The sequence below is a fragment of the Halobellus ruber genome, assembly GCF_014212355.1.
GTDB lineage: Archaea > Halobacteriota > Halobacteria > Halobacteriales > Haloferacaceae > Haloquadratum > Haloquadratum rubrum.
On sequence record NZ_JACKXD010000007.1, the window covers coordinates 52,541 to 72,315 of the forward strand.

The 19,775-nt window shown below is 56.2% G+C and carries 17 protein-coding genes; 15 read left to right on the forward strand and 2 right to left on the reverse strand.

The window, feature by feature from the left end; all coding sequences use genetic code 11:
• Positions 1 to 13: 13 nt before the first annotated feature.
• From H5V44_RS16030 to H5V44_RS16040, 3 genes are all read left to right on the forward strand, one after another.
• Positions 14 to 964 carry a carbohydrate ABC transporter permease gene (locus tag H5V44_RS16030; RefSeq protein WP_185194147.1) on the forward strand — a complete coding sequence of 317 codons (951 nt, stop codon included), beginning with the start codon at positions 14 to 16 and terminating at the stop codon, positions 962 to 964.
• Positions 965 to 1,078: 114 nt separating this feature from the next.
• On the forward strand, positions 1,079 to 1,939 hold the full coding sequence (locus tag H5V44_RS16035) for a carbohydrate ABC transporter permease (protein ID WP_246404065.1): 861 nt from the start codon (positions 1,079 to 1,081) through the stop codon (positions 1,937 to 1,939).
• 8 nt (positions 1,940 to 1,947) lie between these two features.
• Positions 1,948 to 3,084: an ABC transporter ATP-binding protein gene (locus tag H5V44_RS16040; RefSeq protein WP_185194148.1), complete on the forward strand. Its 1,137-nt coding sequence runs from the start codon at positions 1,948 to 1,950 to the stop codon at positions 3,082 to 3,084.
• A gap of 59 nt (positions 3,085 to 3,143) precedes the next feature.
• Here H5V44_RS16040 and H5V44_RS16045 read toward each other — a convergent pair whose 3' ends face one another.
• On the reverse strand, positions 3,144 to 4,370 hold the full coding sequence (locus H5V44_RS16045; protein ID WP_185194149.1) for an HAD hydrolase family protein: 1,227 nt from the start codon (positions 4,368 to 4,370) through the stop codon (positions 3,144 to 3,146).
• A gap of 84 nt (positions 4,371 to 4,454) precedes the next feature.
• On the opposite strand from H5V44_RS16045, the gene H5V44_RS16050 reads away from it, so the two are divergent.
• The 7 genes from H5V44_RS16050 (at position 4,455) to H5V44_RS16085 (ending at position 12,326) form a co-directional block, all read left to right on the forward strand.
• The gene (locus tag H5V44_RS16050) at positions 4,455 to 5,843 is read left to right on the forward strand and encodes a sulfatase family protein (RefSeq protein ID WP_185194150.1); all 1,389 of its coding nucleotides are present in this window, start codon (positions 4,455 to 4,457) and stop codon (positions 5,841 to 5,843) included.
• A 719-nt stretch (positions 5,844 to 6,562) separates the two neighbouring features.
• The gene (locus H5V44_RS16055) at positions 6,563 to 7,447 is read left to right on the forward strand and encodes an NAD-dependent epimerase/dehydratase family protein (protein WP_185194151.1); all 885 of its coding nucleotides are present in this window, start codon (positions 6,563 to 6,565) and stop codon (positions 7,445 to 7,447) included.
• A gap of 6 nt (positions 7,448 to 7,453) precedes the next feature.
• Positions 7,454 to 8,500 carry a lactonase family protein gene (locus H5V44_RS16060; protein ID WP_185194152.1) on the forward strand — a complete coding sequence of 349 codons (1,047 nt, stop codon included), beginning with the start codon at positions 7,454 to 7,456 and terminating at the stop codon, positions 8,498 to 8,500.
• Positions 8,501 to 8,670: 170 nt separating this feature from the next.
• Positions 8,671 to 9,576: a DUF7260 family protein gene (locus H5V44_RS16065; protein WP_449271820.1), complete on the forward strand. Its 906-nt coding sequence runs from the start codon at positions 8,671 to 8,673 to the stop codon at positions 9,574 to 9,576.
• Positions 9,577 to 10,847: 1,271 nt separating this feature from the next.
• Entirely contained in the window at positions 10,848 to 11,015 is a 168-nt protein-coding gene (locus H5V44_RS16075) for a DUF1931 domain-containing protein (RefSeq protein ID WP_185194154.1), read from the forward strand.
• 74 nt (positions 11,016 to 11,089) lie between these two features.
• Positions 11,090 to 12,142, forward strand: coding sequence for an exodeoxyribonuclease VII large subunit (gene xseA, locus H5V44_RS16080; RefSeq protein WP_185194155.1), 1,053 nt, complete (start codon positions 11,090 to 11,092; stop codon positions 12,140 to 12,142).
• A 1-nt stretch (position 12,143) separates the two neighbouring features.
• Entirely contained in the window at positions 12,144 to 12,326 is a 183-nt protein-coding gene (locus tag H5V44_RS16085; protein WP_185194156.1) for an exodeoxyribonuclease VII small subunit, read from the forward strand.
• Positions 12,327 to 12,790: 464 nt separating this feature from the next.
• On the opposite strand, the gene H5V44_RS16090 is transcribed toward H5V44_RS16085, so the two are convergent.
• Positions 12,791 to 14,677: a prolyl oligopeptidase family serine peptidase gene (locus H5V44_RS16090; RefSeq protein ID WP_185194157.1), complete on the reverse strand. Its 1,887-nt coding sequence runs from the start codon at positions 14,675 to 14,677 to the stop codon at positions 12,791 to 12,793.
• A gap of 666 nt (positions 14,678 to 15,343) precedes the next feature.
• On the opposite strand from H5V44_RS16090, the gene H5V44_RS16095 reads away from it, so the two are divergent.
• From H5V44_RS16095 to H5V44_RS16115, 5 genes are read left to right on the forward strand one after another with little or no spacing between them, the layout of a single operon-like run.
• Positions 15,344 to 15,622, forward strand: coding sequence for a hypothetical protein (locus H5V44_RS16095; protein ID WP_185194158.1), 279 nt, complete (start codon positions 15,344 to 15,346; stop codon positions 15,620 to 15,622).
• 5 nt (positions 15,623 to 15,627) lie between these two features.
• Positions 15,628 to 16,047 carry a hypothetical protein gene (locus H5V44_RS16100; RefSeq protein ID WP_185194159.1) on the forward strand — a complete coding sequence of 140 codons (420 nt, stop codon included), beginning with the start codon at positions 15,628 to 15,630 and terminating at the stop codon, positions 16,045 to 16,047.
• Between the two features lie 28 nt (positions 16,048 to 16,075).
• Positions 16,076 to 17,812, forward strand: a complete 1,737-nt coding sequence (locus tag H5V44_RS16105; RefSeq protein ID WP_185194160.1) for a hypothetical protein — start codon at positions 16,076 to 16,078, stop codon at positions 17,810 to 17,812.
• A 3-nt stretch (positions 17,813 to 17,815) separates the two neighbouring features.
• The gene (locus H5V44_RS16110) at positions 17,816 to 18,655 is read left to right on the forward strand and encodes a hypothetical protein (RefSeq protein WP_185194161.1); all 840 of its coding nucleotides are present in this window, start codon (positions 17,816 to 17,818) and stop codon (positions 18,653 to 18,655) included.
• A 3-nt stretch (positions 18,656 to 18,658) separates the two neighbouring features.
• Positions 18,659 to 19,774, forward strand: coding sequence for a hypothetical protein (locus tag H5V44_RS16115; protein ID WP_185194162.1), 1,116 nt, complete (start codon positions 18,659 to 18,661; stop codon positions 19,772 to 19,774).
• The last annotated feature ends 1 nt before the right edge of the window (position 19,775 follow it).

The following is a 19,775-nucleotide window of genomic DNA, read 5'->3' on the forward strand; positions in this document are numbered from 1 at the left end:
TGTAATTAAGTATATGAGTACACGATCACGTATAGAACAGAGCCTGGCGCAGATCCCCGCTACAGACGCGCTAGCCGCTCGGATACGGCAAAGCCAGTTCCTTCGGTCGTTGCCGTTCTGGCTGCCAGCAGGATTGATAATGGCGCTCGCCGTGTACGGCGCGATCGGCTGGAATTTTGTTGTCTCTCTGACTGATTTTCAAGGGCTCACCTTGCCGTCATACAATCCCGCTACGTTCGATGTCGAGATGTACGCGAGAGCGGTGTCGGATCCAGTCTTTTGGAATGCACTGAAGAACACTTTTTTATTTATGATAGTATTCACGACGCTGTGCCTATTAGTTGGACTCGGTCTTGCTATCCTCATCGATCAGCAGATCCGGTTTGAGAACCTATTTCGGACGATCTATCTTCTTCCATTCAGCCTTTCATTCGTAGTCACAGCAAAGTTCTGGCTCTGGATGTACAACTCACAAACCGGCGTAATTAATACCGTTCTCCAGGCAATCGGGCTTGGAGCATTCGCAGTTGAGTGGTTCAGCCCGCAGTTCAAATTCGTCGCTATTGTTATCGCACTCACTTGGCAGTTCAGCGGTTACGCTATGGTTGTGTACTTGGCTGGGCTCCGGCAAATCCCCACGGCACATTATGAAGCGGCCAAGGTTGACGGGGCGAGCAAGTTCTCAACCTATCGTGAGGTGATCATCCCACAACTCGGCCCGTCCACGATGAGCGCAGCAGTGGTCTTGATGGTCTTCACGTTAAAGGCATTTGACTTCCTGTATGCGCTGTTCGGACCGACACCAGGTCCTTCTATGGATATTCTCTCGACGATGATGTACAGACAAGCATACGGTGCCGCCCGCTGGTCATACGGTGCGGCGATTGCGATGATCCTGTTTGTTATGGCATTAGGTGTCATCGCACCGTACTTTTGGCTCCAGTACCGCCGTGGAGAAATTTAAAAATATATGTCCAAATCATCAATTCCGTTCGACTTAGCGAAAACGATGAATCGCTTGCGAGCTGGGCAGTCAGACGACCTGGAAGCGTCGCCGAGGCGCTTGGCACTCTATCTTATGCTGATCGCACTCATCGGTATCTACCTGCTCCCGCTTGAAACTGGTATTGTTACCTCACTTAAGACGGAGCAAGGCTATCTCACGACTCAACCGCTGCTTCCCCCATCAGAAAACTTTCTGACCTTTCAGCCGTGGATCACAGCGTGGGAGACCCTTTCGCCCGCGTTGATCAACAGCGCGCTTTATAGTATTCCCGCGACAATTCTGTCGGCGCTCATCGGAAGCATCGCAGCTCACGGCCTGACCAACACCGAGTGGCGTGGCCAAACGGCCGTCTTCCTCGTGTTCGCTATAGGCATATTCATCCCATATCAGTCGGTGCTCATCCCCCTTTCACGATTCTGGGGCTTCCTTGAACTTCAGACAATGTTTGGCCCGAATGGGATCGTGAACCTTTGGCAACTTCCGTTTGTGTACCCACATTACTCCTACATAGTCGAACTCACACTGACTCACACCGCTTACGGTATCCCGATCACGACCTTGTTCTTCAGGGGATACTACCAGGCGCTCTCAGATGATATGATTGAGGCTGCACGCCTCGGTGGTGCAGGACTTTTGAGCATCTACCGCGAGATCGTGTTACCTCTCTCGAAGCCTATGTTCGTCGTCGCGTTTATTTACCAGTTCACGTCAATCTGGAATGGGTTGTTGTTCGTCCTCATCATCGTCGGCACTAACAAGGCTGCTCGCCCGGCTACTCTCGCACTGAACGAGCTCGCTAAGGTCGGCTACGTTCCGACATACAATACTATGATGGCTGGAGCGTTCATCACAGCACTTCCAACACTCTTAGTATACATTCTCTTCGGGGATCAGTTTGCGAAAGGTGTTGCGGGATACGGACAAGCAGACTAAACCAAAGAATGACACGACTTAAGATCAACAACCTGGTAAAAACGTTTGGAGACGGTGAAAAAACAATTACTGCTGTAGAGAACCTTTCCCTCGATATCCAAGACGGTGAGTTTCTCATCGTCGTTGGCCCATCGGGCTGTGGGAAATCAACGACGCTCCGGAGCATTGCCGGCTTGGAGTCACCGGACAGCGGTAGTATCTTGCTGGGTGATGACGAACTGACCGAGGAGCCCCCACAACAGAGGCCGGTGGCGATGGTGTTTCAGTCGTATGCGCTCTATCCGCATATGACTGTCCGCGAGAATATGGCGTTTGGCCTGCGCCATTCGACAGACTGTGAGAAAACGGAGATAGACCGCCGAGTCACTGAAACTGCGGAGATGCTCGATATCCCAGAGCTACTTGATAGACAACCAACCGAACTCTCCGGAGGACAGCAACAGCGGGTTGCACTGGGTCGTGCGATCGTTCGAGAACCGGAAGCGTTCCTGCTTGACGAACCGCTTGCGAACCTTGACGCCAAGCTCCGGGCTCAGATGCGAATTGAGTTACAGAAGCTTCACTCGGAACTGGGTGTGACCACTATTTATGTCACGCACGATCAGACGGAGGCTATGACTATGGCCGATCGGATCGCGATTATGAACGATGGACAACTCCAGCAGATCGGCACGCCACTTGAGTGCTACCACAAGCCAGCAAACCGATTTGTCGCCGGGTTTATTGGAGAACCGTCTATGAATTTCCTCGAGGTTGAGAAACGGGGTGATTCCCTCGCTGGGCACGGATTCGACCTATCAGTCTCAAAGAAGGTTCTCGATGCGGCTGGGACCAAGCAGAAACTAACACTTGGAGTACGGCCTGAGCTAATAAATGTGGAGCAAGGCGCTGTAACGGACAGCGACGGAATCGACGCAGTGGTTGATGTGGTTGAGCCGATCGGAAAAGAGACGAATATCTATATGACAATCGTCGATTCTGACTTGGAATTTATGGCCACGATCGATGGGCGTAAAAATATCGACCAAGGAGAACGCGTTATCGCGCACATCCCCGAAGAGGCTATCCATCTGTTTGATGCCGATACCGGCGATGCATTGATTAACAGTCGTATTGACGATGAAGACGCCGAGATCCGTGTTTAAGCCATATCTGCGTTCTTGAGAGTAGGTCCATATCCGATTTCTCGGGCTCTCGACGTCTTTCAAACGACCTCGGCCTGCTGAAACTGGTGATACGCGTACGCTGTCCGGAGCGCGAATGCCGCCTCGCCGCGGTCGAAAACTAGTCCGTCACAGCTTTTGACGTGATCGAGAACCGCATCGTTCGCGTGTGCCGGCGCCGCTGGAATACCAGCTTGTGTCTCTGCAACGGCTTCCATAACTCGTAGGTCGGTCCGACTATCCCCCATCACCAGACTGAACGGATGTTCAATCCCGACCGTCGACAGGGCTGTTTGAACTCCGGTCGCCTTATCGAATCTGTTACTTGTAAGTTCGACGGCATCGCCAGGATAGTAATTTACATCGATCGAATGAAGCAAAGAGCGGATTGATGTCGGAAGCTCTGCCAGATCCGCATCGAAAGCCACCTCCTGACTGGCCAAGGCGGACGCGATTTCACTCGATTGATCCGCGTAATAGGCCGCAATCGCCTTCCAGGAACCACTGTTCCAAGCGGCTCTCCCCACCCCTCGTAGGAGGTAAATAAGTGCCTGCTCAATCGCTTCGACCGCATACTCGCTGTGCGTTTCGTGGACGGACATAAGTGTCACCGCGAAAGACTTCTCTTCAAGATACAACTGTGCCTGGAGTTCATCAGGCATACCCGACCATACTTTCTCGCGGACTGCCTCAATAGTGTCCTGAACGTCATTGGATAATCGAGTGAATAACTTCTGTTTCGTGTCGCCCTCCTGCTGAGGCGCATACACGCCTGCCCCAGTCTCGTATACGACTCCGAAGCGATCTGATTCGGTAACTGTTTGACCTAATGCCTGCGTCATCATACCCCTAACAAACCCCAATCCCTTCCCAGTGGAGATGATGATCGGAACCTTCTCCAACCAGAAGCGGAGCAAAATCCGTGCCGTCTGTTGTCCGATTCGGTTGTCACTGACAACTGTTGTGCGCAGTGTCTCGTCGATATCGAGGATCAAACTTGTTAGTTCCTTATTATATTGCTCGGTTAATTCCAGTCCTGCAATCGCATGTCGCTCCTCAACTGCTGAGCCGAGTCTTAAAAAAAGATCCCCGCAGTCAAACCGGGATTTTATTTTATCAGCGAGATCCCCTTCTCTCAAAAGAATGTCTGACTGGTCAGTTATACCATCTACCAGCAAGTTGCACGTCCCCTGACCCAGCGGGTACTGCTTGAGCTTCGAAACGTCGAAATCACTATACAATGCTTGTACTTCATCGTACAAGCTCATCGGTAAAATACTATATCTCACTATATATAATCTTTATCCTAGATAAAAGAAAGATATAAATAATTGGAACCCAGACCGAAAATAATGACAAAAATAATTTACATTGATATCGACTCGCTTCGTGCCGATCACGTTGGCACGTACGGATACTCGAAGAACACGACACCGGAAATAGACCGCGTCGCTACGGATGGCGTCCGATTCGACAACGCTTACGTAGCCAACTCACCTTGTATGCCATCTCGGGCAGCACTTATGTCGGGAAGGTATGGCGCAGACAACGGGGTCGAAACACACGGCCCGCTGTCACAGACGCTCAATACACCTGCACACTCAATCCAATGGGCAGGTTCGTGGAGTGATCATACCGATGACCGGCCGTGGTGGCGACTTCCCGAGCTATTCTTTAAAAATGATATTTACACCGTCGCAGTCTCGTCATTCCCACGTCATCCGGCACCCTGGTTTTATCATCTATGGGATACGTTCCACCAGCCACGTGAACCGACTGGCCCTGACGAGTCATTTCAGACGCCACGTGCGGAGAATGTCGTTGACACTGCCATCAAGGTCGTGAATCGACTTGCTGATTCCGGGAAAGATTTCTTTCTGTACGTGCAGATGTGGGATCCACACGCACCGTACAATCGGACAGATAATGAGATTGATCATTTCGCTGATAAGCTTACCCACCCGTACCCCACAGCGGAACAGATTGACACCCACCGTGAGTGGGATGCGTGGCGATCTGCCTCGCATATGTCGATCAACGATAGATCGGATCTCCGTCGCCTCGTGGCCGGCTACGATGCCGAGATCGCATATGCGGATGCCGAAATCGGGCGCTTGATTGATCGTCTCGAACGGCACGGACTATACGCCGATACTACCATTACAATTACTGGGGATCACGGCGAGGAGTTCGGTGAGCACGGACTTTATAGAGAACACTGGAGTACGCACGATGGAACACAACGCGTGCCGCTAATCATCAAACCAGCTGCCGACATAAATTTCCAACAAGGAACCCGTGACCACCTTGTCACAAACGTAGATATGCCACCGACGCTGGCTGCTCTCGCCGATCTGCCAATTCCTGAGCGATGGCAGGGTGAATCGCTTGTACCCCTTTTTCAGGATTCTGATCACAATTGGCGTGATGCGATCGTTTTTGATCACGGCCTCTACACCGCACAGCGAGCCGTTCGAACGGCCGACTGGAAATACATCCGGACGCTGAATCCTGGAATGTGGGGTAGTGTCGTCCCGGATGAGCAACTGTACCAGATGAGCGAGGACCCGTGGGAACAAGATAACTGCGTTGCGTCCGCTCCCCAAGTGCGAGATGAGTTACATACACACCTCAGGACGTGGGTGGAGGAGTTCGTTCCGGAAACGGACGCCCTCCAGACGGTGGCTGCAGACGGCCCGGCTGGGACACTTGCGTTCAATACGGACTTCGATGGTGTCTGATGAACCTGATAACTTTACACCCACTGACTGTCTGGGTAGGGGCTCTATGCCAGTGCCGAAGCGAGGGAATAGCAGAATCCCCGACCGGCCGCTGGACAGCGTCAACTCCGAACACATCTCTTACGACACCAAACAGATGGAACGTGCCCCCGACCACTAAGCCGCCAGAATCGAAAAAGATGACCTCTGTGACCGCACTACTTCCTCAATGAGCCTTTCGCCGTTGCTGAGGAATATGGCGTACGCCTTGCTTTTTATGACGATGACCCCCAAACCTCCCTATTCTGGAGTGTCCTCTAGATTGTCCAATTTGACGAGGAATACCGATGTGCCCTCAATTTCCACGACAGCACGCACTACGGCGTCGACTTCTATCAGGGGAACTATTCAGCGATGGTTGGCAGTACCATTAACACAATCCGTGAGTTCGGGGATTGAATCCACTACTTCCGCTCTGTCGAGGGTTATGAGCGGAAATTCGTCGATAGGTGGCACAACGAGAGGGTGACCGAAATGAAGACAGCTATCGATGCGTATCAAGAAGTCGGCTTCAGTGTGTGGATCTGTCCAGATCACATTCCGCGAAGGGTCGGCAAACAGGACTGTGACGACACGAGGACGGGTTACCGATATGGATCGGCTATTCTCGATTGGTCATCTCAAGAGGCGTTAGAGTATCGTGGCATCAACAACGGTCACCAATACGAACGATACAATCTATGACAGTCGAGACGATAGCAGTCACAGGAGGCAATGGAAAAATCGGTTCGGCAGTACTCGACCATCTCAGGAAACACAGCTACGAGACGGTGAACGTCTCGCGAGGGAAAAGACGGGAGGAAATCTCCGACAAGTACGTGACTACGGACCTCCTCGACGCCGGCGAGACGTACGGTGCGCTCGCGAAGGCGGACATAGACGCCGTTATCCATATGGCAACGATTCCAAACCCCTATCGTGACCCCGATTTCAGGGTTTACCAGAGCAACGTTATGTCAGCCGCACACATCCTTGAGGCGGCCGACGCGCTCGGGTTAGAGTCGGTCTGTCTGGCTTCCAGTATCAACGCCATAGGAAGCGAGCATCAAGACCGTCCGGTGGATGTTCGGTACATTCCACTTGACGAAGCCCATCCGCGTATGCCCGGCGACCCTTATGGGATCGCCAAACACGCGATGGAGATCACCGCAGACGGCTTCGGCCGACGACCATCGACCAACCTCACCATCTCCTCACTGCGATACCCGTGGGTGACCACAGATGAGGAGATGCGTGAGTATTTTGTTGAACCCGACCGGTCACTTGACGCACTTCATAGCGTACATCCGGCAACGGGTCGGGAGGTGCTGTTCTCCTATCTCACGATTGAGGATGCGGCGTCAATCGCCCTGAAGGCGGTCGAGGCGGATTACGACGGCCACGAGGTATTCTGGGCAGTCGCAGACGACACTACGGCCGACGCAATGACCCAAGAGGTCGTCGATACGTTCTACCCTGAGACCGATGTGCGGGAACCACTCGCTGGTCAAGAAGCAATTATAGACAATTCGAAGGCAAATGAGTTACTCGATTGGGAGCCCAATCGGAGTTGGCGGGACCTGTAGCGTACGATGGGCGGATCTGAGTTCGCCGTCGTAGGCTCGTACACGCGGGAAGGAGGCGATGGAATTTCAACGTACCGCATTGAGGATAAGTCGATCACACTGTGTGATATTGCGTGGGAGGAAAACCCTTCATTCCTCGATATCCACCCCACACAGGAGTTCTTCGTCGCCGTGAACGAACGGGAAAATGGGTCGGCGGTCAGTTATCGCATCGAAGAGGAAGACGGCTCTCTTGACCGGATTGATGTCACAGAAACGGGAGACGCCGGACCATGCCACATCGCGGTCAGTCCGTGTGGAGAGTACGCTGTCGTCTCTCACTACGCTGGTGGCTCCGTGACGCTACTATCTACAAGTATCGACGGCGTATTTGATGGCCCACTAGATAGACAAGAACATATGGGGTCAGGCGCGCGCGACGGCCGCCAGACGGCCCCACACCCACATTCAGCGTGGTTCGTTACAGACTCGCTCATATACGTGCCTGATCTCGGCACCGACCAGGTCGTCGTCTACGAATTGGATCGTAGTGCGGAACAGCTTCGCCCTCTCAGCAATGCAACAATTGACTGTAGTCCGGGTGTTGGGCCGCGTCACCTGGCGATCCATCCGGACGAACCCGTTGGCTATCTTCTGAACGAACTTAGTCCGGCCCTCACAATTCTTGACCTTTCCGAGCCTCGATCCCCAGTCGTAGGAGACACTCACTCAACGCTTCCAGAGGACGCTGATCCTGCCGGGACTATTGCTGCCGACGTTCACGTTCACCCTGACGGCAAGGACGTGTTCGCCACAAATAGAGGGCATAACTCTATTACGCGGTTCGCATTGGGGGAATCACCACTGAATGTCTCTCGGGCGGGCGTCAGATCGACCGGTGGGGAGTGGCCACGTAATTTCTCGATTCACCCGGATGGCGAACAGATTTTCATCTGCAACCAGCACAGCGATAATGTCGTGCCATTTAGATTTGACCCCGATGTAGGCGCGCTTGACCGAATTGAAACAGGAGAAGTAGAGGTTAGTTCTCCTACCTGCATCAGATTTTTATAAGAATAGGTTGCTGGAAACTTGTTCCGAGTCTCAGTCCCCAAGACGGATGACTCTCAAGGGGGTATGACTCCTTACCTCGAAACTGACCGACAGCGACGGGTACAGCCGATACCCGTCCGAATTTATTAGTACTTACTGAGCTATATTAATGTGATACGAAGCCTGTACGGATGGTTCATCCCTCACTCCGATGGCACAACTTTCGGACCGGGACGCTGTGGTCCGTAGCCAAAACTGTAGCCGTTACCGCGGTTTTCATCTGGGCTGGCCCGTTGTTGGTCAGCCTCTCGGCCCTGGGGTGGAACGGCGTTCCGGTCGTTGCCGCCGTTGGATATTTGACCCGGATTCCGGAGGCAATCGAAACCGCTGAGCGCGAACAGCGTCGCGTCGCCTCTGAGCGGGTTGCGTTTGAGCGATTCGCCACGGAGGTACGGGAGTTGGATGCAGCCGACGCCGGAGCGACCGTACAGGGGCCTCTCCTCCACGATCCCGCGGTTCCGGCCGGTGATTCGACGGCCACCGTCCGGGATCTGTACCGGGACACGGTAATGAGCGTCGACCACTATGAGGCCGAGTACGACGAGCCGCTGGAAACGAACCTTACGGCCGAACTGGGGCTGGATCTCGCGACTGCAGTCAATACAACCGACGTGCTCCATCCGTCGCTCCAGCAGGCGTTAGCTCAGGCGAGCGACACGGCTGCACACAAGCGGGCTGACTTCGAGTCGCAGATAGACTCCGAACTTCGGTCGCTTTCGGCTGCCGAAGACCGGATCCGGGAGGTAGCGGCCTCAGTCGAACGTGTGCGAAGCCGGGACATCAACCAGCACCCGTTCGACGGCCTTCAGGAGGCCACCGAGCAGATCCAAACGGCGGAACAGACTTGTGAGTCGCTCATTGCCGACCGTCAAGCGGAGTACGTCGATGCTCCTATGGCGGGTGGGCTGACCTTACAGGAGTATCTGTATCAGCCCCACGAGTGGACCCATCCGGTCATAGGTGACGCCCTCGGTGTCATCAACACCATCCGGGACGTCGAAGGGCGGCTGCTGGCCATCGTGGTCGATCAGAGGTGATCTTAGTAGGTCCGCGAGTGGTCTGCGCCAAGCGAGGGCAACACAGCCCTCCTGGTCCACCGTGGAGACGATCTAACGTTCCAGATCATCGGTTTCTGGATGTCTAAGAGAGTACGAGTCTTCCGGTCGTCAAGCCGCTGGCTCATAAACCAGTTCGGTGTGCTCAGTTTGCGGTGATGAAGCCATAGTCAACCCATCGGGAACGCGGTTGCCGGCACGGCTGACCGCAATAACCACGCGCGAATCACCGAGGTCCTATGTGTCGTCATAGATGCCGGGCACAGATCCGACAGAAGAACCTCGATGTATTCAACCCTCAACAGCGCGTTATATACGACATGGCTCGCGAGCACAGCCCGGTCGGATCGAGCGAGACCCACGAGCGCTACTCCGAGTTCGTCGATAATCCGCGAACGAAGTGGACTATCCGCAGGTACCTCTCGAAGGGGGACCAGTACAACCCTCTCAAGACGGAAGGCAAGAGCCGGGATGATTAATCCTTTATATGGAAGTGTTCAAATAAGCGAGTCGAGGCTTTCGAGGTATCTTTCTCCGAATCAGTCTTATTTGAACAGTACCCTTTCTATATTGCCGGAAGTTTTGTTGGTGCCACACACAGGGATGTACTGTTTTACGTGTTCGTGGAACTCGAGCAGTACCGGCGTTGCTAGCCACAGACGCGCTCAAGTGGGACGACGTCTTGCAAATCGATGGGGGTACCTTGGTGCTCCTCGGGGGTGGACTTGCACTCGCAGATGGCTTGGCAGCGACTGACGCGACACAGTGGCTCGCAGAACTCACTTTCGTAGTCCTACCGGTGTATCTTTCCCTGTCTCGTTCTTGTGGTGATTAGCATCATAGTGTTCCTTAGCGAACTCGCTCGAATACAGCTGCAGTCGGGACATTTGCGTCGATCCCCATCACCATTGGTCCCCGGTACGCGACCGTTCTGAATACGACAGGCAAGGGTGCAGCTGTCTTCTTGGCAATGACGGGCGCTGTCACTGCGAGTTTTTGATTCGTAGTCCCAGTTGCAACGCCTCCGAGCGCCATTGCATTCGGGACCGGAACTATGCCCCGAGAACATATGCTCCGTGCTGGGGTCCAGTTGGACAGACTGATGATTCTTCTATCAGCGGTGGTCATTCTCGGTGATTTCGTGTTCCTCTGAGTACCTCCACGAATACTGGACGAAATCTCCCTATATAAGCTCCTACTACCCAGATATCTGTGGAGAATTTATATACTCATCATCAGAAATCGTGGACGAAATGTCTGACCTAACCGTCAAAGTAGCCGTGAAGGACGCACTCTCGGAGCACAGCGTCTCGGCAGATTTCTACGATGCCCTCGATGAGGAGGTCGCCGAACTGCTCAACGACGCCGCAGAGCGGGCTGAGGCCACCGACCGAAAGACGGTCCAGCCTCGCGACCTGTAGACCGAGGAATCACAGCAGACCCGTCACTCGGACGTAGCTTTTTGAGGTTCTTGTTCAAAGGTTACCAGACGTGTATGGCTGAGGCACCGAATACTGACCGGCAGGCGGTCGAGCCTGAGACTGGAGAGGTCCTTAGTGTATCCCAACTGAACGACCGGATTGCGTCGGTCATTGAGGACGCGCCTGCCCTCGACGGTGTCGGCTGTATTGGCGAGGTCACGGATCTCCATCAGAACAGTACGGCGCTCTATTTCACCCTCACTGACGGCAACGCCGAGCTTTCCTGTATGATCTGGGCGAACCGCTATCGGAAGGTGGATGCCGACCTTGAGGACGGAACTGAGGTCATCCTCGAAGGCGATATCGACTACTGGACTGAGGGTGGGAAAATCGACCTCAAGCCGTGGGAGGTGATCGTCGTCGGCGACGGCGACCAAGCGGCCGCCGTCGAGCGGCTACGAAGCGAACTCGAAGAACGTGGCTGGTTCGACGACGAGCAGAAACAACGTCCGCCGGCGTTTCCGGAACGGGTCGGTGTCGTGACCTCACTCCGGGGCGACGCTCGCTACGACATCCAGAGCGCGATCCACGAGCAGGACCCTACCGTCGACATCCTAGTGAAGGATGCGACCGTCCAGGGGTCGGAGGCACCGAAGTCCATCGCGAACGGGATTCACCATCTGGACCGGTCAGAGGACGTCGATGCGATCATCGTCGGCCGCGGTGGCGGGAGCGATTCGAACCTCCAAGCATTCAATACCGAACGGGTCGCGGAAGCGATCTTCACCGCGAACACGCCGGTCGTGACTGCCATCGGCCATACTGACGACCGACTGATCGCGGATCGGGTGGCGGACATAGCCGCGATCACGCCGACCGCCGCCGGCGAGTACATCGCGAAGTCGCGGACTGACTTCCTCGCCAGCGAGATTGAGCCGCTGGAGCAACAGTTGGAGGCCGCCTACGAGACCTTCGAGCAGGAGCACGAACACGAACAGGAACTGGCCGAGGCGGTTGAAGAAGCGACGGCTTCCGAGGGCCTTCCGCCGATCTACTACAAGGCCGCGATTGCTGTCCTCCTCCTGCTGTTGTTGCTCATTACTGCCCTCTGGTTGGGAGTGCTCTGAGATGGCGAAGGACCCCGATATCAAACGGCGGATGGATCGCGTCGAGGAGATCATCGACCAGTTCGATGCGGATGAGGAGTCGCTCGAGGACGGCCGTGAGTTCTACGACGAGGGCCAGGAATTGTTGGCTGAAATCCGGGAACGGCTCCAAGACGGGGACGGTGAGGTCATCGAAATCGAGTAGCTAACCCAGCAGTCGATATGTTGTCGGAAATTTAACCAACAACCGATCGGCATAATTGGTGTCTGTTGGTTAAGACGTAGCAGCTCCGAACAACTTACAGAACTAATTACAGGGTTCCCATCACGACGGTTTGCAGCCGGCGGGACGCATCGAAGCGATCCAAGATACAGCAGGTTCAGAGATAGCGGGCGCTGATGGACCCGTCACTCAGGGGCTCAACTGTGAGGTTTACTCTGTCGTGGGGTGGTGCGACGGTCACTACTGGTCGAAGGGTTGCCGCTGCTCGGAGGCCTGACAGCGGTTGATCCCGTCAGCAGTTATCTCGATGTACAGGGCGGCTCACATCCCGCATAGTGGAGACAGGTGATCCGATAAGCGTTGGTTTGGCCGTTGTCGACGTATCTAATCCGGAGTGGCCGTAGATACGATTACGTTGGATGCCGATTCCGGCCGAGAATCGTTAGTTAGCCGTTCCCAGTGGCTGTCCCCGCCGTCCCGACGCGTCGCTCAAGGAAATTATCAAGGATCCTGAACAGGCGAATCTTCTGGTCGATATCGGAGGAAGCGTGGCCCTCCTCGCCGAGTTCGACGAACTCGTAGTCGCCCGCGTCACCGCGTTCGTAGCCCAACTCCTGGAGGCGATCGTCATAGAGCCGCGCCTGCTCCACCGGAACGCGGCGGTCGTTGACGCCGTGGACCAACAACAGCGGACACTCGAGGTTCTCAGCGTACTCGACAGGCGAGCGTTCCCGATACAGTTCAGGATTCTCCTCGGGTGTTCCGAGGTTCTTCTCCATCAATTCGGTGCGGAAATGTGGCATCGTCGTTTCGTACATTCGTTCGAGGTCAGTCAGCCCGATCCACGCGATGCCGGCGGCGTAGAGGTCCGGGTACTGGACGGTCTGCCAGTAGGCCGAATAGCCACCGTAGGAGCCGCCGAAGACGACCACCCGGTCGGGATCAAGGAAGTCGTTCTCGGCGAGCGCGTGTTCCGTACCGACGGCTACGTCGCCCTGTTCGGCACCACCCCAGTCGTCGTAAAGTTCCTCGACGAACTCGCGGCCGCGGCCCGTCGACCCACGATAATTGACCTGCAGGACGGAGAAGCCGCGCGAGACCAGGAACTGGGTATAGAGATCAAACCTGCGGTAGTCGGCCGCACGCGGGCCACCGTGTGGGTTGACGATGAGCGGCGACGGCCGCTCGCCCGAGTCGTATAGCAACCCCTCGATCTCTAGTGTGTCGTAGGGGGCATATTCGATGGCGGCCTGTCGCGTCTCGGGGACGCCGTTGGATTCGAAGGTAAAGAAATCGGCGTCGGTGAAATCATCCGGCGAGAACGGGCCATAGTCCGCGGCTAGCAGCGTGTCCGTCGTGTCGTCGGTCAGCTCGTACACGAGCAGATCCGGCCGCGTGCTTGGCGTGGTGTGACTGACGAGCAGGCGGTCGTCGTCGATCTGTGTCGTCCCCCGCGCGGAGAACGTTGCGAAGCCTTCAGAGAGGTCGAGTTCGCGCGAGCTGCCGTCCAGGTTGTAGACGACCGGGACGACCGCCGCGTCGCGCGTTCGGTGGACGAGAAACCGCTCGCCGTCGGCGAGGAAGGCGACCGGTGATTCCTCCGAATCGGATCCGTACCACGTCACGTCCCCCGTCTCGAAGTCGTAGACGCCGGCGCGACCGAAGTTGGTGGAGTTGTCGGAGACGAGCAGCGCCGAGCCGTCGGGCGAGAAGTCGACGGGTGAGGCCTCCGCACCCGTCTCGCCGATCTCCAAGTTCCGGGGGTTCGACCCGTCGGCATCCATCACGTACACGTCTTGATTCTCGAAGTCGTCCGCCTCGTTGGTTGCGAAGGCGACACGCTCCTCGTCGGGTGAGAGCGTCGCGCTCGTAGCAGCACGCTCGTAGTTGGTGAGTTTCGTCGTCTCTTCGGTGTCGCGATCGTGGCGATAGACGTTCATTTGGCCGTCACGCGAGGACCCGAAGTAGAGGACGCGGCCGTCGTCGCTCACCGCTTGGAGGACGTTCTGCCCGTCCTGTTCGACGACGGGGTCGACGGTCCCATCGCGGTCGACGACGTGAATGTCGTTCTGTTCGTTGCCACCCTCGTCCATATGGAAGAACACCTCGTTGCTCGTTCCCCATTTCAGATACCAGCGGGCGTTGCGCGGCACCTCGCCGTCGGTGACGCGCTCTCTATTGCCGGTCGCGATGTCGATAAGATGGAGTTCGTTGCAGCCGGAGCCGTCGTAATAGACGGCGACGGTCGACCCGTCGGGCGAGACGGTCGGATGGTGGAAACCGGGGAGCCCCGCGAGTTCTTCGAGGACGTTCTCTACATCGTCAATCGGCATCTCACGCGGAGTAACGGCTGGCTCCGTCCTGAAGGTTTGGTTACACGACCACCATCGGTCCCGAAACTGAAGCGGGCCGGAGGATCGGATCACACGCGATATTAGTGCTTCGATGTTCCGGAGTGTTTTTGATGTCATAAGCGCTAATGTCGCAGTTACACTTACCCAGCTCCGACGAGCTTGCCACCGTGTCCTTCGAGCAAGATGGCGCGGAAGTCGGTAACAGTATCATTAAGGCGAACCCGCTGCCCGCCGCGGCCCGACACGCCGACACCCCCCTTACGATCGACGTGACTGGCGGTGTGCTCACTCAGGTCACGTACGAACCGGATCGACCTGCAACTCGCGAACAACCCGTTCAAGACCGGTTCGACCAACTCTCATCCCGCCCACCGCGTGATAACGACCGAACCTGACCCCGTACGCTGTCGATCCACAACTACCGTAGTGCCAACTGTCCCGGAGCATTCAACGTAGTCAGCGCAGTACGGAATGGATGGAATACATTTTTTCCCCGTTGGCTGCTGTATTCCCCACCAGATTTCGATATAAATTGGGATTATCTCGATTTAATCGGCATTAACTACCGACTGCCACTTTCAACCTCCCCTGAATAGCAGCCGGTGTGCACCAATACAGGATGGGTGCATTCGAATTCCCACAACTATGATCACCAGATCGGTCACGATCGAAGAGGTCGACGACCTGTACTTGACGTGGCACGACCACATCAACGCTTCCGCCCTCTACCGCCGGGCCCTCCACGAAGAGATGACCGTTCGCGGTGTCGACCCCGACGAACTCCGGACGCTTCTCGAACGGGCCCGCGAGCAGGGATACACGTTCGACGAGATTGCTGAGAATACCAACCGCTTTGCCGATCTCCAGTCACTCGTAGAGAACCAACAGTCCCAACGACCGGCTGGTAACGGTGCTGATGAGTAACCCGTATGTCACGTGAGCAGCCTCCCTCCAACCCGGATCATAGTACCGACACCTGGTCACTACTGACCGGTGCGATCCCCCGGCAGGCGGCGTTCACCGTCATCATCCTGTGCCTAGTTGCCGTCCAACCGGCCGCTGCGCAGAGTAACGCCGTCTGTAGTGCCGATAATCTCCCGAGTATGATTGAAGGGTTCTTCCAGCTAACGACCGCGCTGGGGATCGTCGGCCTCGCCATCGTGTGGCAAGCGGATTCGCTCATCGAGATGTTTACGCTGAATCCGGAGCAGAAGAAGGGGCTCAAACGGCACAAGCGGTCGGCGATGAAATCCGCGGTCGTCCTCGTTGTCTTAGGCCCCCTGTATACGGTCGCTGGCTCTACGATGAGCCTTCCACTGGCACAATGCGTCAACCTGGCCCCCTGGTGACCCTCCCACAGGTCTCGGTGCAAGCTCAATGAAGCAGCAAACCCTCCCCGTACTGACGGTCAGTTTGCTCCTGACCAGTCTAGTCACGGGTATCGTCGCCGCTGACCCACCGCGACCGGGCACGGAGGGGAATGGACTCACGGAAAACGAGTCGACAACGCTGTGGTCCCGCGATTCGGACACCTACATCAGCCAGGAGGAGTACCGCCAGCGGTACGGGGAGAATCGCTCTGCCATCCATCAGGTCGCGAATGGGACGGATATTACGTTCAAACGGCCGCCCGCGACAGCGGCGACGTGGACGCGGAACGACTTCGAGGACCTCGACGCCGGCGGCCCGGATACGTCCGTGCATCCACCGCACGCAGACCTCGAGGACGGCGTCTTCATCGAGGATGCTCACGCAACGATCTTCGCGGTCCAGCCCTCTACTCGTGGCCACCTCGAGTCCGGTGAAACCCCACTATACATCGCACCGAATGGGACGCTGCGCGGGTTCGTTGATTACCGCGTTCGCGTTCCTAACGGGAGCTCCTCCAGCAACACGACGATCTCGTGGTCGCTCACGGAGCACGAAATCGAAGACGTCCGCTTAAAGACGGACAGCGAGACCATCGCCGAGCGTGACGGAGCCCATACGCCGGCCCTCGACTACCAGATTGAGGACGACTGGAGTGCAAATCTCACGCTGGAAGCGAAGATACGCGTCCGGCTGAAAAAAACCGTCAGGACCGACCTGGGTGACCGGACGGACATCGACGTTACCTATCGGACGGAAACACGGGACGTCTCCGATTCGATCGCCGTCGAGATCTACGACCTCTCGGCGTCCCCCTACTACGCCGAGTATCCGAACGGTGACGCCGGCGTGGCCATCTTCCAGTCGCGGCCGTGGCAGGGGTACACGCTCACGGAGGACGGTGAGGCACGGGTCCGTGGCGTCTGGCGGTTCTACACCGCTCGGAACACCAACTGGGATACGCTCGTTCGGTCGAATCGGACTGCTAGTGCGACCGTTCAGTCGGATGCGATTCCGGTGTACGTTCACGCCTATCCCTCGCGGATCGGGCCGCGGGCTGAACCAGTTCGCGATGGCCCAGAGATTATCGACACTTGGGGCAATGATCGACCGTCTCCGGACGAAACTCTCGGCGAGAACATCAACACCGATATCGTCAACCAGTTGTACACGACGACGGATGGCCTCGCTGTCCGCACCGAGACAGTCGACCGCGATGCGCTCCAGGTAGCGGGGATCGTCCGTGGGGTGAACGCCTCGATTGTGGCGCCTGACCCTGGCTCTGAGCGACAGCTCCGCCGCAGTACTCTGACTGTTGAGATCCTTCGGCAGAACGAAAGCCAAGCCACACTCCGCATCGAACTCCGGGACAGCGAGACCGGCGCACCAATCATTCTCAGCGATCCCGACCGACAATATCCAATCGGCGGGAACACTCGTAACGGCTACATCTCCATCGCAGATCAGCGCGTCGAAACCAACGCTTCAGGGGTAGCGATCGTGACGATCGACGAGCCGGGGATCTACACGGCTCGGTACCACCCAGGCTCGTGGCTCGGGCACGACCCCGCGTATGTGAGTGCGACGGCAACTGCTCGGTGGCATCCGCTCGGCACCATCGACGGTTGGTTCGCGTTCATTTTCGAGGTCAGCTGGCAGCTCATCCCGTTTCTTGTGATGTTCTACGCAGGCAAGCGGCTCCTCCGAATGCTCGGTCCAGAAGATATCTTCCAATGGAACCCATAGTCTATGACTAGAAACCACCCACACATCAGTCGGCGAGCCGCCCTCCGAACAGTCGCAGGTGCCGCCCTCGTAAGCGTCGCTGGCTGTCTGAACGACAATGGCGGCTCTGGAACACCTGGTGACGGAACGACCTCTCCAGATGGCAACGGCCCACTCACCCGTATCGCTGTCGAGGGAACAACACTCGTCGTCGAACTCTCCGAAGAGGCCGACGTCAACCAAGTCAACCTCATCCAACCGAACGGCGAGTTATTCGGGAAGCGTAACGTAGCCGCAGGTGCTCAGCAGGTCTCACTCGAGATCGGCACCGCGTATGCACCCGGTGAGTATCGCGTACTCGCACTGAAGGGTGAGGAGACTGTCGCAGAAACCTCGCTCGCTATCCAGCCGGAATTGGTGATACGAGATGTTGGGCTCTATCGGAATAACCCGGATAAACCATGGGACGAAGTCTATGACGAAAGCCAAACGGATTCGAAAAAGAATGGGGAAGCATTCGTCACCGTGGAGAATACCGGGAGTGGTCCGGAAGCAGTAGTTGAACTCCGATTTACCGGGGATGTTCCCAATCCTGTCGATGATCCCCGTGGAAGTGGGATATACGAAAAGGAACGTGTCGTAGTCGGTGCAGGTGAGACAGTAGACATCTTCAGCAACTCGTTCCCGTTTGGCTCGGAAATCGGGGAGGACGGTATGGGTTGTTCAACTGATGGAAATAGCGGTCAGTTTACTGTCGTATTGGAGACTCGGACTGCAGGCCAACAAGTCACGAAATCCTACGACGTGGAGTACACTGGCTCTGACGAGATGCAGAATTGCGAGGTCACAATTAGCGAGGCTTGATGTATGGTTGATCTCATTGATGTCGTCTTAGAGGGGTTCAAGAGCGTTGTTGACTGGATTATTGGCCTCTTTATGGATGACCTGACGACCGGCTATAATACGCTCACCGAGGAATTATTCGGAACTCCTACACCTCAAACAGATGGCGCATTCGTTTTTGGCGAACCATCGAACGCACCCTGGACCACAATTCAAGATTCCCTCGTCGGCGGCGAAATTATGCTCATCGCATTACTGCTGCTCGTAATGAGCGTCCAAGGCCGGCATACAATCCGGATATTCAACATCGGAAGTGCCTATGAGGCGAAGAAGACGAAGAAAACGGCGTGGGTGGGTGCCTTCCTGATTATCGTCTGGTATTGGATCGGTGTACTCGCTCTCTATATCGTGGACGGGTTTTCAATCGCACTGATGCCGAGTATGGCTTCGCTTCGGAACGCTATGTTGGGCTTCCTCACCGTGTCTCTAACGAATCCAGGATTATCTCTTCTATTCGCCCTACTCGGAGGGATTTCGATGTGGGCATTGCAGGCGCTGTTCTACATCCGTGAGATTCTCCTCTACGTGTATCTCTACGGAATGCCAATCGCAATCGCTCTCGGATATGGGAATATTCCTGTTGTGTCTGATATCGCATTGGGCTTTGCCAAGCGATTTGTGCCCTTGGCTGTCCTGCCATTGCCGGCGGCGATGGTCTTCAAGGGCTATGATCTAATCTACGGCGGTGGGACGCTCACACCAGGAACAGCGTTCCTCAAATATCTCGTTGCTGCGTCCCTCCCGCTGGTTGCTCTCTATATCACCTGGAAGACGTTCAAATACGCGACCCCGTTGACGGCCAAAGTCGTCGGCGGTGCAACGAAAGGCGCAGCACTTGTCGGCGGTGTCGCCGCTGGAGCCTACGTCGGTGGCGCCGGCGTCGCGACGACCGCCGCTCGGTGGGGGCCGAAAGCCGCCGCTGGCCACGCCGTCGCCCAAAAGGCGGCTGCCCGCGGTGAGCATAGAGGAGACGATGGCGGCACGCCGTCGTACCGTCGAACAGAGAATGACCCAGGTGGAGCGACAGCAGAATCGGCGAGTGACGACCGTGGGATGGAGTTTGATCGAGGAATCCACTAAC